Source organism: Kitasatospora sp. NPDC043949, from assembly GCF_056435365.1.
Window position 1 is genome coordinate 12,215 of the sequence record NZ_JBWKEQ010000079.1, and the last position, 15,928, is coordinate 28,142.

Genomic DNA, 15,928 nt, shown 5'->3' on the forward strand with positions numbered 1-15,928 from the left:
TTGTACGCCTTTCTCCTGTCCCGTCGCTGTCGGGCCCGGTGAGAGAGGGGAGGGGGTTTCCTCGACGCCTGGGGAAAAAAACGCACCACCCCCGGGCGGGTGCCCGGGGCCGGTCCGTCGGCGGGTGGGTGGGGGTCAGGCCGGGAGGACGGCCTCGATCGCCGCGATCAGCTCGGCCGACTCCGGCTCGACCCGCGGCCGCAGCCGGGCGGCCACGGTGCCGTCGGGGGAGATCAGGAACTTCTCGAAGTTCCAGCTGACGTCCCCGGTCTCGCCCTCGGCGTCGGCGACCTGGGTCAGCTGCCGGTACAGCGGGTGCCGGTCGTCGCCGTTGACGTCGATCTTCTCGAACAGCGGGAAGGTGACGCCGTAGGTGGTGGAGCAGAAGGTCTGGATCTCCTCGGCGCTGCCCGGCTCCTGCCCGGCGAACTGGTTGCAGGGGAAGCCCAGCACGGTGAACCCGCGTGCGGCGTACCGCTGCTGGAGGTTCTCCAGGCCGGTGTACTGCGGGGTCAGGCCGCACTTGGAGGCGACGTTGACGATCAGCAGCGCCTTGCCCTTGTACTCGGCCAGCGAGGTGGGCTCGCCGGTGAGGGTGCGGAGCGGGATGTCGTACAGGCTCACGGTGGTGGTCCTTTCGAAAGGAGTGCGGAACAGGTGGTCGCCTGGCCACCGTAGTGGCCGCGACCACCTGGACCGAGCCCGACCTACCGGTCTTGCGACAGGTCGGCCCCGAAGGATGAGAAGTCGGCGCTCGACCAGCGCTCGGGCCGCATCCGGAAGGTGATGTCGGCGGCCAACTGTTCCCGGGCGGAGGCCAGGTAGTCGCGCGCGGCCTCGGGTGACAGGTAGCGGTTCGCGAGGGCGGCCCACTCGTCGCGGTCGAGCCGGTCCTCGACCGCCACCACCGGGCCCTCGACGCTCACGTACGCGGCCGGGCCCTGCTCGCGCTGGGCGCAGAGGGTGAACCGCCCGGCGGCGCGGATCCGCCGGGCCTTGACGGAGTCGCGGCCGGTGACGACGGTGAGCAGGCCGCCGGGGACGTAGGTGTACCAGACCGGTACGGCCAGCGGGCCCCGGTCCGCTCCGGCGCCGGAGTCGACGGCCAGCACACCGACGTGCGGTGCGGCGAGGAACCGCTCGCGCTCGGCCTTGCTCATGCTGAAGGGCATGGTGTCCGCTCCAGGGGGCTCCGGGCCCGCGCACGGAGGTCGGGCGCGAGCGTCTTCCGGTTTGTACCCGGTGCGCGTCCGGGCCACTCGGGGCGGGGCGCAGTGGTGGATCCGGGCCGGATCCCGCCCCGAGCGGCCCGCGGCGGGCTCAGGGCGCCAGCGGCTTGACGGCGGTCGGCGCGTGCTCGGGGAGGGTGGCGATCTCCTCCCACTCGTTGACCTTGTCGATGTCGGCGGCGGCCATCGAGATGTTGGTGACCCGCTCCAGGATCGCCTCGACGACGACCGGGACGCGGAACTCGGCGGCCAGCTTCTTGGCCTCCTCGAAGGCCGGCAGCAGGCCCTCGGGCTCGGTGACCCGGATCGCCTTGCAGCCCAGGCCCTCGGCGACCCGGACGTGGTCCACGCCGTAGACGCCCAGTTCCGGCGCGTTGATGTTCTCGAACTCCAGCTTGACCTGGAAGTCGATGTCGAAGTTGCGCTGCGCCTGGCGGATCAGGCCCAGGTACGCGTTGTTCACCAGCACGTGGACGTACGGGATGCGGTGCTGGGCGCCGACGGCCAGCTCCTCGACCATGAACTGGAAGTCGTAGTCGCCGGAGAGCGCGACGACCTGGCCCTCGGGGTCGGCGGTGGCGACGCCGAGCGCGGCCGGGATGGTCCAGCCGAGCGGGCCGGCCTGGCCGCAGTTGATCCAGTGCCGCGGCCGGTAGACGTGCAGCAACTGCGCGCCGGCGATCTGGGAGAGGCCGATGGTGGTGACGTAGCGGGTGTCCGGGCCGAACGCCTTGTTCATCTCCTCGTAGACGCGCTGCGGCTTGATCGGCACGTCGTCGAAGTGGGTGCGGCGCTGGAGCCGGGCCTTGCGGTCCTGAGTGGCGGCGGCCCACTCGCTGCGGTCCTTGAGCCGCCCGGCGGCCTTGAGCTCCTGGGCGACCTGGAGGAAGAGCTCCAGCGCGGCCTTGGCGTCGGAGGCGATGCCGAGGTCGGGGGCGAAGATCCTGCCGATCTGGGTGGGCTCGACGTCGACGTGGACGAACGTGCGGCCCGCGGTGTAGACGTCCAGGCCGCCGGTGTGGCGGTTGGCCCAGCGGTTGCCGATGCCCAGGACGAAGTCGGAGGCGAGGAAGTTCTCGTTCCCGTAGCGGTGCGAGGTCTGGAGGCCGACCATGCCGGCGTTCAGCTCGTGGTCGTCGGGGACGATGCCCCAGCCCATCAGGGTCGGGACCACCGGGACGCCGGTCAGCTCGGCGAACTCCCGCAGCAGTTCGGCGGCGTCGGCGTTGATGACGCCGCCGCCGGCGACGATCAGCGGGCGCTCGGACGCCTGGAGCAGCGCGAGCGCCTTCTCGATCTGGATCCGGTTGGCGGCGGGCTTGTAGACGGGGAGCGGCTGGTAGGCCTCGGGGTCGAAGTCGATCTCGGTCAGCTGGACGTCGATCGGCAGGTCGATCAGGACCGGGCCCGGACGGCCGGAGCGCATCAGGTGGAAGGCCTGCTGGAACACACCGGGGACCTGTGCGGCCTCCAGCACGGTGGTGGCGGCCTTGGTGACGGGCTTGGCGATCGAGGCGATGTCGACGGCCTGGAAGTCCTCCTTGTGCAGGCGGGCGACGGGGGCCTGGCCGGTGATGCACAGGATCGGGACGGAGTCGGCGATCGCCGAGTACAGACCGGTGATCATGTCGGTGCCGGCCGGGCCCGAGGTGCCGATGCAGACGCCGATGTTGCCGGCCTTGGCGCGGGTGTAGCCCTCGGCCATGTGGGAGGCGCCCTCGACGTGCCGGGCCAGCGTGTGCCTGATCCCGCCGGAGGCCTTGAGCGCGGCGTAGAACGGGTTGATGGCCGCGCCCGGCACGCCGAACGCGACCTCAACGCCTTCGAGCTTGAGGATCTCCACGGCCGCGCGGGCGGCTGTCATACGAGGCATCGGGTATCTCCTGCGTCGGCCCGCAGTGGGTCGGAGGGCTCATCTCCAGAATTCCACCATACGGAAGAACGGTTTCTGTATGTGGAAATACGGTACGGCTGGCCTCGGTGGGGCGTCAAGGGGAGGTCCAACAGAATGTGGAAGCCGGCCCCGGGGGTGAAACCGCAGGTCGCCGCAGGCGTCCGAGGGGCGGGGAGGCGGGGCCGGGTTCGTACAGGTGGGCGCCTATCGCGCTGGTGTGCCCGGGGAGCCGGTCGTTCCGCGCCGGAAAGCGCGGCCGGTGTGCAGTGCGGGTGAAGGGACGGTGCCCGAGGTCGGCCCACCCCGCACCCCTGGGTACCGTCGGTGGCACGCCGGGCCCGTGATGTCCAACTGAGGCCGTGGCAGGGGGATTCGGGACGGTCCGGGAGCGGGGGAGCTCCGGCGGCCGGTCCCGTCCAGGACCAGCGTGCCCGGTCCGCCGCACCCGAGCGAGGGACGCACCCCCTGGCCGCACCGACCCGACACCCGCCGCCGTCCGGTCCGCCCGGACCCGCGGCCGTACCGCTGTCGCCCCTCCGCGCGGTCCACCTCCCTTCCCTCTCCTCACCCCCCTGTGACGGCGTGCCCGCAGCGGCGGGCGCGCGAAAGGAACGCCGCCATGCGCTGTCTCCCTGCCCGCCCCCGGTGGTGACCGGGTGAGCCGAACGCCCCGCCGCCGCAAGGCCCCGCCGGGCCGCCGCCGGCCCCCGCTCGCCGTGCTGCGCGCCGTCCCCTGGCGCTACGACCTGCCCGCCTCGCTGGTGGTGTTCCTGGTCGCCCTGCCGCTGTGCGTCGGGGTGGCGGTCGCCTCCGGCGTCCCCGCCGAACTGGGTCTGGTCACCGGCATCGTCGGCGGCCTGGTCGTCAGCCTCCTGCCCGGCAGCAGCCTCCAGGTCAGCGGCCCGGCCGCCGGGCTGACCGTCCTGGTCTACGACGCCGTCCAGCGCTTCGGCGTCACCGCCCTCGGCCTGCTCGTCCTCGGCACCGGGCTGCTCCAGATCGCGATGGGAGCGCTCCGGCTCGGCCGCTGGTTCCGGGCGATGTCCGCCTCGGTGGTGCACGGCATGCTGGCCGGCATCGGACTGACCCTGCTGTTCGGCCAGCTGTACGCGCTCGCCGACCGCCGCGCCCCGGCCACCGGGCCGGAGAAGATCGCCGGACTGCCCGACCTGCTGGCGGACGTGGTCACCGGCGTGGCCGACCCGAGCGCGGTCGCCCTGGGCCTGGCCACCCTGCTCGTGCTGGTCGGCTGGAAGTACCTGCCCGGGCGCGTCGCCCGCGGCGTCCCCGCGCCGTTGGCCGCGGTCGGGCTGGCCGCCGCCGTCACGGCCGCCGCCGACCTGCCGGTGGCGAGGGTCCGGGTGTCCGGCCTGCTCGACGTCGTCCACCTGCCCGACCGTGCCGCGCTCGGCGCGGTGGCGGGCACCGCCGGCCTCGGTACGGTCGTCGCCTTCACCCTGATCGCCTCCGCCGAGACGCTGTTCAGCGCCGCCGCCGTCGACCGGATGCACCACGGCCGGCGTACCGACTACGACCGCGAGCTGACCTCCCAGGGCATCGGCAACACCGTCTGCGGGCTGCTCGGCGCCCTTCCGATGACCGCGGTGATCGTCCGCAGCGCGGCCAACGTCCAGGCGGGGGCGCGGACCAAGGCCTCGCGCACCCTGCACGGGCTCTGGCTGCTGCTGTTCACCGCGCTGCTGCCCGGCGTGCTCGGGCTCGTCCCGCTCACCGCGCTGGCCGCCGTCCTGGTCCACGCCGGCGCCAAGCTCGTCCCGCTGCGGCGGATCGCCGCACTCTGCCGCGGCCACCGGGGCGAGGCGCTGGTGCTCGCGGTGACCGCGAGCGCCATCATCGCCACCGACCTGTTCGAGGGGGTGCTGATCGGCATCGGCCTGGCCGTGGCCAAGTCCGCCTGGCAGACCTCGCACCTCCAGATCGGCCTGGAGGAACTGGTCCTGCCGTCCGGCGAGGCCCTGCAGCGCGTCCGGCTCACCGGCAACGCGACCTTCCTGCGGCTGCCCCGGCTGCTGGACGCCCTGGAACGGCTGCCGGCCGACCGGCCGGTGGAACTCGACTGGTCCGGGCTGCGCCACCTGGACCACGCCTGCACGGTGGCCCTCACCGCGTGGGCCGCCCAGCACCGGGCCCGCGCCACTGCTCCGCTCGCGGTCGAACCGCCGCTGCCGACCGTGGTGTGAGCGCCGGCAAGGCTGGTTAGCCTGGTCGCGGCCCGGACCGGAACCTGGTCCCGGCCACGACCAGTGCTGCCGGTGAGTGCCGTCGGCGGAAGGAGCGCAGAGCCGTGATCGCAGCCTTTTCGGTGACCCCGCTGGGGATCGGCGAGGACGTGGGAGAGGCGGTGGCAGCAGCCGTCCGGGTGGTCCGGGCGAGCGGACTGCCCAACCGGACCGACGCGATGTTCACCAGCATCGAGGGGGAGTGGGACGAGGTGATGCCGGTGATCCGGGCGGCGATCGAGGCGGTGAAGGCCTACAGCGGCCGGGTGAGCACGGTCATCAAGATCGACGACCGGGCCGGGGTCACCGACGGGCTCACCGCCAAGGTCGCCTCGGTGGAACGGCACTTGGCCGAGGACTGACCCCGCACAGTCAGTCCGTCGAGCCGCTCGTCGGGCCCTGGGCCGGGCCGGGTGCTCAGCCGGTCTGGCCCTGGTGTGCCCCGGCCGGGGCGGGCTGGGCGGCCGGCTCGGCCGTGGTGCGCCGGGCCAGCAGCCGGTCCAGGGCGTAGGGGCCGGAGCCGAGCACCGCGATGGCGAGGAAGGCCCAGCAGAACATGACGGAGGGTTCGCCACCGTTCTGCAGCGGCAGCAGGGAGTGCTCCTGGTGCACGGTGAAGTAGGCGTACGCCATCGAGCCGGAGCAGAGCAGGGCGGCGGTCCGGGTGCCGACGCCGAGCAGCACCAGGGCGCCGCCGACCAGTTGGATCAGCGCGGCCCACCAGCCGGGCCACTGACCGAGCGGGACGGTGCCGCCGCCCTTGGTGCCACCGAGGACGCCGAAGAGCGAGGCGGCGCCGTGGCAGGCGAAGAGCAGCCCGACGACGACCCGGAAGGCCGTCAGGACGAGCGGGCGGGCGGCCTCGGCCGCCTGCTGGGGAGAGGTGGGAAGGTTCGCGGGCATGGGGAAACGCCTCCTGTGGGGGGAGGAGGAGGTACGGGGCGGTAAGGGTAGCCTTGGTCTAGTCCACTTGGCAATGCTCCGTCAGATCCCACGTGTGCGACCTTCGGGGAGGATCTTGACCGACCGTTCTGGAAAGGGTTAGCGTTCACCCATGGCGCGAACGAAGGAATTCGACCCGGACGCCGTGCTCCAGTCGGCCCTTGAGCTGTTCTGGCGGCGCGGTTACGAGGCCACCTCGATGGCCGACCTGGTCGAGGAGCTCGGGATCGCCCGGGCGAGCATCTACGCCACCTTCGGCAGCAAGCACGAACTGTTCCTGCGGGCGCTGGAGCGGTACGGCGAGCAGGCCGACCCGGTGCTCCTGGCCGAGCTCTCCCAGCCCGGCCCGGTGCTGCCGGCCGTCCGCGCGCTGGTCCGCCGGTTCGCGGCGGAGTCCGCCGAGGACGGGCTGAAGCGCGGGTGCTTCATCACCAACACCGCCGTCGAGCTCGCCGCGCGCGACCCCTCGGCGGCCCGCCGGGTGGAGGCCGGGCTCGGCCACCTGGAGACGGTGCTGACCGCCGCCCTGGTCCGGGCCGAGGCGCAGGGCGAACTGCCCGCCGGGCGGGACCCGAGGGCGCTGGCCCGGATGCTGCTGGTGCTGTTGCAGGGCGTGCGGGTTCTGGGCCGGACCGCCGACGGCGCGTCCCGGGTGCGGGACGCCGCCGAGCAGGCGCTGGTGCTGCTCGACTGACGAGTCGACTGACGGATCGGCTGACGGATCGTGGGGCGATGGCGGGGCGACGGTGGAGGCCGCCTCTTGCTGTCCCAATACTGGACCGAACGGTCATTATGGAGAGGGGGGTTTCCATGAGTGTCGCCACGGCCGACCGGCCCGGTTTCGCCCTGCTCGGCGGCGTGCAGGCCACGCTGATCTTCACGATCATGATCCTGTCCGTGCCACTGCCCCTGGTGGCCCGGGAGTTCGGGCTCGGCCCGTCCGGTGTGCTGCTGCTGAGCGCCGCCTACGGGCTCTCCTTCAGCGCCCTGCTGCTCCTCGGCGGGCGGCTGACCGACCGCCACGGCGGCCGCCGGCTGCTGCGGGTGGGCCTGGCCCTGCTCGGCACCTCCTCGATCGCCTGCGCCCTCGCGCCCGGCTACCCCGTCCTGCTGGCGAGCCGCTTCGCCCAGGGCGTCGGCGCGGCCCTGGCAGCCCCGGCGGCGGTCGCCGTGGTCCGGGTGCTACGGCCCGGACCCGCCGAATACCGGCGGGCGATGGCCGCCTGGGGCGGCCTCTCGGTGCTCGGCGCCACGGCGGGCAACCTGCTCTCCGGCGCCGTCGCCGCCTGGGTCTCCTGGCGCTGGCTGTTCGCGGTGCCCGTCCTGGTCGCCCTCGTCGGCCTGGTCCGCTCCGGCTCGCTGCCGCCCGCCGAACCCGCCAGCCGACCGTCGGCCGTCGGCCGGCCGGGGCTGGACCTGCCCGGCGCCGCCCTGGCCGCCGCCGGTGTCTGCGCGGCCAGTTACGGGCTGGTGGCGTCCACCGACCACGGCTGGCGAAGCCCCGGGACGCTGCTGCCGCTGGCCGCCGGGCTCGCCCTGCTGTGCGCCTTCGCCGCCGTCGAACGGCGCACCGCCGACCCGCTGCTGCCGCCCGGCTTCCTCGCCGACCGCCGCCGGGCCACCGCCCTCGCCGCCGTCATGGCGACCGCCGCCGGCACCGCGCTGACCTTCCTGCTGCTCGCGCTCTACCTCCAACAGGTCCGCGGCTGGGGCGTGCTGGCCACCTCCGCCGCCTTCCTGCCGTACGCGGCGGCACTGCTGACGGCCGGCCGCCTGGCCGGGCCGCTGACGGCCCGCTACGGCGCCGTCGCGGTCACCGCCGGAGGGCTCGCCCTCGCGGCGGCCGGGCTCGGCCTGCTGGCGGGCCTCGCGCCCGGCAGCGACTACGCCACCGGGCTGCTGCCCGGGCTGCTCCTGCTGCCCGCCGGGGCCGCTACCGCCTTCGCCGGCGCGGCCGTGCTCGCCACCGCGGGCGTGCCGCCCGAACGGACCGGCCTCGCCGCGGGCGTGCTCAACACCGCGATGGAACTCGGCCCCACCGCCGGGGTGGCCGCCCTGATGGCGCTCGCCGCCACCCGCCCGAGCGTGGTCGGCGGCTACGCCACGGCCTTCGCGGCGGCGGGCACCGCCCTGGCGCTCACCGCCCTCGCCGTCGCCATGCCGGCGCGGGTGACTCCCGAGACCACCACAGAGACCGACACCGCACCAGAACGCACCATCCAGATCAAGGAGCACCTCTCATGACCACGCGTTTCATCGGCAAGTCCGTCCTGGTCACCGGCGGCGGCAGCGGTATCGGACGGGCCGTGGCGCTCGCCTTCGCCCGGGAGGGCGCCCGGGTCGCGGTCGCGGGCCGCAGCGCGGGCCCGCTCGCCGAGACGGTCGAGCTGATCGAGCAGGCGGGCGGCAAGGCCGTCGCGCTGACCGGCGACGTGGCGGACGGTCAGGACGCCGCCCGGCTGGTCCGGGAGACCGTCGAACTCCTCGGCGGCCTGGACGTCGCCGTCAACAACGCCGGGGTGTTCGGCGCCGTCGGCCCGGTCGCCGACATCGACGAGGACGAGTGGCACCGGGTGTTCGCGGTCAACCTGACCGGCACCTGGCTCGCCATGAAGCACCAGATCGGCCACATGCGGGCCCACGGCGGCGGCGCGATCGTCAACATCTCCTCCAACCTCGGCGTCCACATGCGTGTGCCCGGCCTCGGCGCCTACGCCGCCAGCAAGGCCGCCGTCACCGCGCTGACCCGCAGCGCCGCCCTCGACCACATCGCGGACGGCGTCCGGATCACCATGGTGAGCCCCGGCCCGGTCGACACCAGCATGTCCACCCGGCCCGGCGAGAACGCCGACGACAAGGCCGCGCGGATGAAGGACAGCCTCCCCGTCGGCCGGGCGGGTGCGGTCGAGGAGGTCGCCGCCGCGGTGCTGTACCTGGCCTCGTCCGAGGCGGGCTTCACCGTCGGCGCCGACCTGGTCCTGGACGGCGGCGCCACCGCCTGATCCGCCCGTGGCCCAACGGCCGTGCGGCGCACCGTCGTTGGGCCACCGCCTGATCCACTCATGACCCAACGACCGGTCGGAGCACCGTCGTTGGGCCATCAGGTCACTGCTCGGCCAGTGCGTCCCGGGCCTCCTCGGTCCGGGCCCGGGCCACCACGAGGTCCTCGTCGAGCTCGACGACCAGCACGTCCGGCCCGGTGAACCAGCGGCAGCCACGGCCGAGCCGGGGCAGCTCCGCCAGCCCCTCCGGCACCTCCACTCCGGACTCGGCGAACACGCTCAACTCGTCGTCCTGCAACAGCTTCTCCACCATCACCATCGCCGTCGCGGCCGTCGAGAAGCGCTCCTCCCAGGGCTCCCAGCGCTTCTCCGACTTGTCCGCGAGGTCGAGCCGGCCCACCGTCGGCGGATCGTCCTGGTCGAGGTCGGCCAGCAGGACGCCCCAGTGCGCGCACGCCTGGTTCTCCTCCTGGTACACCAGGGCGCCGTCCAGGACGAACAGTTCCTCCGGCGACAGCAGCCGGTTGTGGTTGCCGGTGAGGTCCTCCCGGCGGCCGAACAGCCGGTACGCCTCGCGCAGCGCGGCCGGCAGCCGCAGGCCCAGGCGCCCTTCGGCGGCGTCGAGTTCGGCGTCCGTGAAGCCGTCGTCGGGCCGCAGCGGCTCGCCCCAGTAGGCGGCGAAGCCCTCGACCAGCGCCCGGGCGCCCGCGCGGCCCCGCAGGGATTCGGCCATCGCGGCCCGGATGTCGAATTCGGTGTCGTCCATCCGGGAACCGTACGACGCCCCACCGACAGTCCGGGAACCGTACGACGCCCCACCGACAGTCCGGTGCCACCGGAGGGCGTACCGGAACGGGCGGGGGCGCGCCGCACATCCCGCCCGCCCACGACCGGCCGGGGACGCGCCCCAACGCCCGTCCGCCCACGACCGGCCGAATCTGACGCGAACGCGTAATCCCACCGACACCCATTGCTCACCGTGGGGTTTCCGACCCGTCGTGTGGGCAGGACACGGTTTCGGCCGGAACCGACGCAACGAAAGGCGGGACGCGCAAACCCATGCCGACCGCACCACACACCAAGCCCCACCCGGGCCGCCGAAGCCGCTGGGGTGAGCACGGCCTCGCCTGGGCCTTCCTGCTGCCCTCCCTGGTGGTCTTCGTCCTCTTCATCGGCTACCCGCTGGGACGGACCATCTACCTGAGCGGACACGCCAACGACCTGTTCGGCGCGCCCTCGCGCTACGTCGGGCTGAAGCACTACACCGAGCTGCTGACCTCGGCGGACTTCCGGCGCACGCTCGTCACCACCGCCCTGTTCACGCTGCTCACCGTGGTGCCCGGCGTGCTGGGCGCGCTGGTGCTGGTGCTGCTCCTGGAGAACCGGATCCGGGGCGTACGGCTGCTGCGCTCCGCGTTCGCGCTGCCCTTCGCCTTCTCGGTGGCCAGCGCGTCCGTGGTCTTCGCGGTGTTCTTCAACCCCGCCAGCGGGGTGCTCAACGGCCTGCTCTCGCACGTCGGGCTGGGCCCGATCGGCTGGCTGACCGACTCCCGGTACGCGCTGGTCTCGGTGGCCGTCACCACGGTGTGGATGAGCCTCGGCTACAACGTGCTGGTGCTGTCCGCGGGCATCGGCTCGATCCCCGGCGAGATCCTGGAGGCCGCGCGGATCGACGGCGCCTCGGGGCTGCGGCTGGCCCGTTCGATCACCGTGCCGATGCTCGGTCCGAACCTGTTCTTCCTGACCGTGGTCTCCACCGTCCACTCGCTGCAGAGTTTCGGCCAGATCCACATCCTCACCAAGGGCGGCCCCGACGGCGCCACCCGGACCCTCGTCTACTCCGTCTACGAGAAGGCCTTCGCCTACGGCTCCAGCGACTTCGGCACCGCGAGTGCCCAGGCCGTGGTGCTGCTCGTGGTCGTCCTCGCCTGCACGGCCGTCCAGTTCGGCGTCCTGGAGCGGAAGGTGCACTACGCATGACCGTGACCGCCACCGAGGCCGGGCCCGGGGCCCAGGACGGGGCCGCCGCGCCGCGCCCGCGCCCCCGCGTGCTGGCCGGCCGCTCGCCGCGCGACCTGCTCGGCCGCGCCGCCGTCTACCTGCTGCTCGCCGTCGCCGTCGTCACCGTGGCCTTCCCGGTGTACTACGCGATCGCCGGCGCCTTCATGAGCCCGTCCGAACTCTCCTCCTACCCGCCGGCGCTGGTGCCCCACTCGGTCACCGGGCGGAACTTCGCCGGCGCCGTCGACACCGTCCCGCTGGCGAGGCAGTACGCCAACTCGGCGATCGTGGCGACCGTCATCACGCTCGCCCAGCTGTTCACCTCGGTCCTCGCCGCGTACGCCTTCGTGTTCCTGCCGCTCAAGGCGCGGGCCGTGGTGTTCGGGGTGTTCCTGGCGACGCTGATGGTCCCGTGGGAGGCCATCATCATCCCCAACTACCTGACACTGTCCGGCTGGGGGCTCGGGAACACCTACTTCGGCCTGGTGCTGCCCTTCCTCGCCTCCGGCTTCGGCACCTTCATGCTGCGGCAGGCCTTCCGGCAGCTGCCCGGCGAACTGCGCGACGCCGCGCGGATCGACGGCGCGGGCCACTGGCGGTTCCTGTGGCGGATCGTCGTCCCGCTCAACAAGCCGGCCCTGGCGGCGCTGTCGATCTACGTCTTCCTGTCCGCCTGGAACCAGTACTTCTGGCCGCTCATCATCACCCGCACGGCGAACATGCAGACCCTGCAGATCGGCCTCACCTCGCTGCGCGACTCCGAGATGTCCGATCCGGGCCTGATCCTGGCCGGCGTCGTGCTCTCCCTGCTGCCCACGCTCGCCCTGGTGGTCTTCGGCCAGCGCTTCATCGTCCGCGGTCTCACCGCGGGCGCCGTCCGCTGACCCGCTCCGCCGCTTCCTCCCGCTCCTTCGAGCACGTCCCTCCCGACAGAGAGAGAACCCTCCCGTGAAGAAGAGTGCCCGCGCGCTCGCGGCCCTGCTGGTGGCCGGCCTGTCCCTGACCGCCTGTAGCTCCGGCGACTCCACCTCCGGCTCCGGCGGCTCCTCCGACGCCGTCCCCGGTGCCCAGGCGCTCGACCAGGCCTCGGGCGTCACCGGCGTCGAGTTCTGGCACTCGATGACGGGGAAGAACGCCGAGGTCCTCACCGGGCTGGTCAGCCAGTTCAACGCCGCCCACCAGGGCAAGATCGAGGTCAAGGCGCAGTTCCAGGGCAAGTACGACGACCTGGTCGCCAAGTACAAGGCCGCGGTGCAGCAGAAGGGCACCCCCGCCCTGGTGCAGGTCTACGACATCGGCACCCGGTTCATGATCGACTCCAAGCAGACCGTCCCGGCCCAGGCCTTCGCCGACAAGGACGGCTTCGCCCTCGACGACCTCGACCCGAACATCCGCAACTACTACTCCGTCGGCGGCAAGCTCGTCTCGATGCCGTTCAACTCCTCCATGCCGCTGCTCTACCTCAACGCCGACGCCTTCAAGGAGGCCGGTCTCGACCCGGCCCAGCCGCCCAAGGACCTCGCCGACCTCGGCGAGCTGGCGAAGAAGCTGACCAAGAAGGACGCCGACGGCAAGACCGTCCGCTACGGCTTCGGCGCCGCCATCTACGGCTGGTTCGTCGAGCAGCTGCTCGCCGAGTCCGGCACCATGTACTGCGACCAGGACAACGGCCGCACCAACAAGGCCGGCAAGGCCGTCTTCGACTCCGCCCAGGGCGCGCAGATCGTCCAGTGGTGGGCCGACCTCGTCAAGGGCGGCTACGCGGCCAACACCGGCCGCAACACCGACGACGCCCAGGCCGCGTTCAAGGCCGGCACCGTCGCCATGCACCTGGAGTCCACCGGCGTGCTGCGCGGCTACACCGAGGCCGCCAAGTTCGCCGTCGGCACCGCGGCCTTCCCCAAGGTCGCCGCCGCCGACCAGGGCGGCCCGGTCATCGGCGGCGCCTCGCTGTGGATCAGCGGCCCCGGCCACTCCGACGCCGAGAAGCGCGCCGCCTGGGAGTTCGAGAAGTTCGTCACCGCCCCCGAGCAGCAGGCCGCCTGGCACACCGGCACCGGCTACTTCCCGGTCAACCGCAAGTCCCTGGACGACCCCAAGGACAAGGAGTGGGTGGCCAAGTACCCGCAGTTCCAGACGGCCATCGAGCAGCTCAAGGCCACCAAGCCCTCCCCGGCCACCGCCGGCTGCCTGCTCGGCGTGATGCCGCAGGCCCGCAAGGGCGTCGAGACGGCCATCGAGCAGACCATCGCCGGCTCCAAGACCGCCCAGCAGGCCCTGGCCGACGCGGCCAAGGAGCTCCAGCCCGCCATCGACAGCTACAACAGCTCCGTGAGCTGACCACCTCCCTGCCCCACGGTCACCGGCCCGACTCACGGCCACCGGCCCGCCCCACGACGGCCCGCCCGGCGCAGCACGCGCCCGGCGGGCCGCCGCCGTTCGGGACCATCGTCGGGGACGGCCGGTCGGGGCTCAGCCGTCGGAGTCCGCCCCGGGGATCTCCGAGAAGAGGAAGATCCCGGCCAGGATGAGCGCGGCCCCCACGTACTGCCAGACGTCGATGCGCTCGCCCAGGAGCGCCACGGCGAAGGCGAGTCCGAACACCGGGATGATGTTGAGCAGGACGCCCGCCGTGGTGACCGGGGTCCGCGTCACGGCGTAGTTGTACATCAGGAACGCCCCGGCCAGCCCGCCGCCGCAGACGCCCGCCGCGACGATCCAGTGCAGCGGGCGGGCGCCGCCGGTGACCAGACTGCCGCTGATGACCCACTGGCCCACGAACAGCGGCAGGGAGAACAGCAGGCCGAAGCCGAACTGGTAGGCCGTGGCGACCAGCGGATCGGTCTCCCTGACGACGCGTCCGGTGATGATGGTGGCCGCCGCGGCGGCGAACGTCCCGGCCAGCACCAGGAGATCCCCCACGCCGAGCCCCAGCAGGGCGTGGCTCCCGCCCAGCGCGGCGACGCCGACCGCACCCAGCACGACGCCGCCGACACCGCGCGGCGTGGGTGCCCGGCGGCTGATCACCGCGGCCAGCGCCACGACGAAACAGGCCTCGGAGCCGCGGAGGATCGACGCCTGGGTGGCGTCGATCCGCGCCATCCCCAGTCCGATGGCCCCGTACCCCACCATCGGCTCGAACAGCCCGAGGAGGGCGAGGCGCTTCAACTGGTCGCGCGACGGGCGCCGGTGGCCGCCCCGGTACAGCAGGACGGCCCACGGCAGGGCGGCGGCGGTGAACAGGGAGACGGCGAGCACCGTCATGACGGGAAGTCCCCGGATGGAGTACTTCTCCGCGGTGGTCCACAGGCCCCAGATCGCCGAGGCCCCGATCAGCGTCAGCGTCCCTCCCGGGTGGCGGACGGCGTTGCCGAGCACGCCGGTGCCGGAGCCCCGGGGCGGGGGCGGCAGGGTGGGGTTCGGCCGGCGCGGGGTGGGTTCGGAGACCATGGGCCGGTGGTTCCCTTCGGCGGGGGCGGTCAGTCCTCGGTGCTCTTGGGCGGGTAGGTGTGCGTGATGCCCCACGGGTCGGTCACGGTCCCGTTCCCGTTCAGGTAGGTCGGGCCGATGGGCACCTTGCCGTGGCCGCCGGGGATGTCGAGCACGTAGGTGGGCTGGCACAGGCCCGAGACGCGGCCGCGCAGGCTGCGGGCGAGCGCCTGCCCCTCCTTGATGGTGGTGCGGAAGTGGCTGGTGCCCACGGCGAGGTCGCCGTGGTGGAGGTAGTAGGGCTTGACCCGGTTGACGATCAGGGTGCGGAACAGGTCTTCCAGCGCCTCGGGGTTGTCGTTGACCCCCTTGAGCAGCACCGTCTGGCTGACCAGCGGGATCCCGGAGCCGGCCAGCAGCCGCAGCGCGCGCCGCGCGCCGTCGCCGATCTCCTGGCTGTGGTTGGTGTGCACGACGACCCAGACCGGAGTGTCCATGGTGAGGGCTTCGACCAGGTCCTCGGTCACCCGGTCCGGGTCCACCACGGGCACGCGGGTGTGGAAGCGGATCACCTTGACGTGTTCGATCCCGTCGAGCGCCCTGAGGATCGGCCGCAGGCGGTCGGGCGACATGATGAACGGGTCGCCACCGGTGAAGATCACCTCCCAGATCTCCGGGCGGGAGCGGATGTAGTCCAGCGCGGCGGCGAGTTGGGACTCCTTCAGCATCGAGTCGCCGGGGCCGACCACCTCCCGGCGGAAGCAGAACCGGCAGTACACCGGGCACACCAGGACGGGCTTGAGCAGCACGCGGTCCGGGTAGCGGTGGGTGACGCCCTTCACCGGGGTGAAGGGATCGTCGCCGATGGGGTCCTCCCGCTCCTCCGGCAGGGAGGTCAACTCGTCTTCGGTGGGCACGAACTGACGGGCCACCGGGTCGTCCAGCTCGACGATGCGGCTGCGCATCGCCGGTGTGATGCTCAATGCGTACCGTTTGGCGACATCGGTGATCGCCGCGACCTGATCCTCCTGGATCAGGTGCTGTGCGAGCAGTTCCTTGGGAGTGCGGATCGGGCGCGAACCAGCCATGGGTTCAACTTGGAATTTATCCTCGTCGGGCTTGGTGTTCCTTGATCGATTCGGCGCGTTTGACCGTCTTTCCGACGTCGTGACGCGTGGCCCGCTGCTTGTT

The 15,928-nt window shown here is 72.7% G+C and carries 15 protein-coding genes; 8 read left to right on the forward strand and 7 right to left on the reverse strand.

The features are described from left to right. Window positions 1–135: 135 nt before the first annotated feature. From AC07AL_RS36310 to gcl, 3 genes are all read right to left on the reverse strand, one after another. The gene (locus tag AC07AL_RS36310; RefSeq protein ID WP_363587294.1) at window positions 136–624 is read right to left on the reverse strand and encodes a glutathione peroxidase; all 489 of its coding nucleotides are present in this window, start codon (window positions 622–624) and stop codon (window positions 136–138) included. Window positions 625–707: 83 nt separating this feature from the next. Next, window positions 708–1,172, reverse strand: a complete 465-nt coding sequence (locus AC07AL_RS36315) for a pyridoxamine 5'-phosphate oxidase family protein (RefSeq protein ID WP_363587295.1) — start codon at window positions 1,170–1,172, stop codon at window positions 708–710. A 148-nt stretch (window positions 1,173–1,320) separates the two neighbouring features. Next, window positions 1,321–3,102 (reverse strand): glyoxylate carboligase, encoded by a 1,782-nt coding sequence (gene gcl / locus AC07AL_RS36320; protein WP_363587296.1) that lies wholly within the window; start codon window positions 3,100–3,102, stop codon window positions 1,321–1,323. A 737-nt stretch (window positions 3,103–3,839) separates the two neighbouring features. Here gcl and AC07AL_RS36325 point away from each other — a divergent pair. Together AC07AL_RS36325 and AC07AL_RS36330 are read left to right on the forward strand one after the other, a co-directional pair. Next, window positions 3,840–5,324, forward strand: coding sequence for a SulP family inorganic anion transporter (locus tag AC07AL_RS36325; protein WP_478319445.1), 1,485 nt, complete (start codon window positions 3,840–3,842; stop codon window positions 5,322–5,324). A 104-nt stretch (window positions 5,325–5,428) separates the two neighbouring features. Next, window positions 5,429–5,725 (forward strand): MTH1187 family thiamine-binding protein, encoded by a 297-nt coding sequence (locus tag AC07AL_RS36330; RefSeq protein ID WP_400810127.1) that lies wholly within the window; start codon window positions 5,429–5,431, stop codon window positions 5,723–5,725. 55 nt (window positions 5,726–5,780) lie between these two features. Here AC07AL_RS36330 and AC07AL_RS36335 read toward each other — a convergent pair whose 3' ends face one another. Further along, window positions 5,781–6,266, reverse strand: coding sequence for a DoxX family protein (locus tag AC07AL_RS36335; RefSeq protein WP_363587298.1), 486 nt, complete (start codon window positions 6,264–6,266; stop codon window positions 5,781–5,783). Between the two features lie 151 nt (window positions 6,267–6,417). On the opposite strand from AC07AL_RS36335, the gene AC07AL_RS36340 reads away from it, so the two are divergent. From AC07AL_RS36340 to AC07AL_RS36350, 3 genes are all read left to right on the forward strand, one after another. Continuing rightward, window positions 6,418–6,999 carry a TetR/AcrR family transcriptional regulator gene (locus AC07AL_RS36340; RefSeq protein ID WP_363587299.1) on the forward strand — a complete coding sequence of 194 codons (582 nt, stop codon included), beginning with the start codon at window positions 6,418–6,420 and terminating at the stop codon, window positions 6,997–6,999. Between the two features lie 116 nt (window positions 7,000–7,115). Continuing rightward, complete coding sequence (locus AC07AL_RS36345) at window positions 7,116–8,549, forward strand: MFS transporter (RefSeq protein ID WP_478319442.1); 1,434 nt, start codon at window positions 7,116–7,118, stop codon at window positions 8,547–8,549. Further along, complete coding sequence (locus AC07AL_RS36350; protein WP_363587301.1) at window positions 8,546–9,307, forward strand: SDR family NAD(P)-dependent oxidoreductase; 762 nt, start codon at window positions 8,546–8,548, stop codon at window positions 9,305–9,307. Before AC07AL_RS36345 ends, AC07AL_RS36350 begins: the two co-directional genes overlap by 4 nt. Window positions 9,308–9,410: 103 nt before the next feature. Here the strand turns inward: AC07AL_RS36350 and AC07AL_RS36355 are convergent, their stop codons facing one another. Further along, window positions 9,411–10,073 (reverse strand): SMI1/KNR4 family protein, encoded by a 663-nt coding sequence (locus AC07AL_RS36355; RefSeq protein ID WP_478319443.1) that lies wholly within the window; start codon window positions 10,071–10,073, stop codon window positions 9,411–9,413. A 293-nt stretch (window positions 10,074–10,366) separates the two neighbouring features. Here AC07AL_RS36355 and AC07AL_RS36360 point away from each other — a divergent pair, with 293 nt between their 5' ends. From AC07AL_RS36360 to AC07AL_RS36370, 3 genes are all read left to right on the forward strand, one after another. Continuing rightward, entirely contained in the window at window positions 10,367–11,287 is a 921-nt protein-coding gene (locus AC07AL_RS36360) for a carbohydrate ABC transporter permease (protein ID WP_363629634.1), read from the forward strand. Continuing rightward, on the forward strand, window positions 11,284–12,192 hold the full coding sequence (locus AC07AL_RS36365) for a carbohydrate ABC transporter permease (protein WP_400329282.1): 909 nt from the start codon (window positions 11,284–11,286) through the stop codon (window positions 12,190–12,192). Before AC07AL_RS36360 ends, AC07AL_RS36365 begins: the two co-directional genes overlap by 4 nt. Window positions 12,193–12,256: 64 nt before the next feature. Further along, complete coding sequence (locus tag AC07AL_RS36370; RefSeq protein WP_363587305.1) at window positions 12,257–13,648, forward strand: ABC transporter substrate-binding protein; 1,392 nt, start codon at window positions 12,257–12,259, stop codon at window positions 13,646–13,648. Between the two features lie 132 nt (window positions 13,649–13,780). Here the strand turns inward: AC07AL_RS36370 and AC07AL_RS36375 are convergent, their stop codons facing one another. Together AC07AL_RS36375 and AC07AL_RS36380 are read right to left on the reverse strand one after the other, a co-directional pair. Continuing rightward, window positions 13,781–14,758 carry a DMT family transporter gene (locus tag AC07AL_RS36375; protein ID WP_400844509.1) on the reverse strand — a complete coding sequence of 326 codons (978 nt, stop codon included), beginning with the start codon at window positions 14,756–14,758 and terminating at the stop codon, window positions 13,781–13,783. A 29-nt stretch (window positions 14,759–14,787) separates the two neighbouring features. Continuing rightward, a complete protein-coding gene (locus AC07AL_RS36380; protein ID WP_478319444.1) occupies window positions 14,788–15,825 on the reverse strand; it encodes a lysine-2,3-aminomutase-like protein in 1,038 nt (345 codons plus the stop codon). Between the last annotated feature and the right edge of the window lie 103 nt (window positions 15,826–15,928).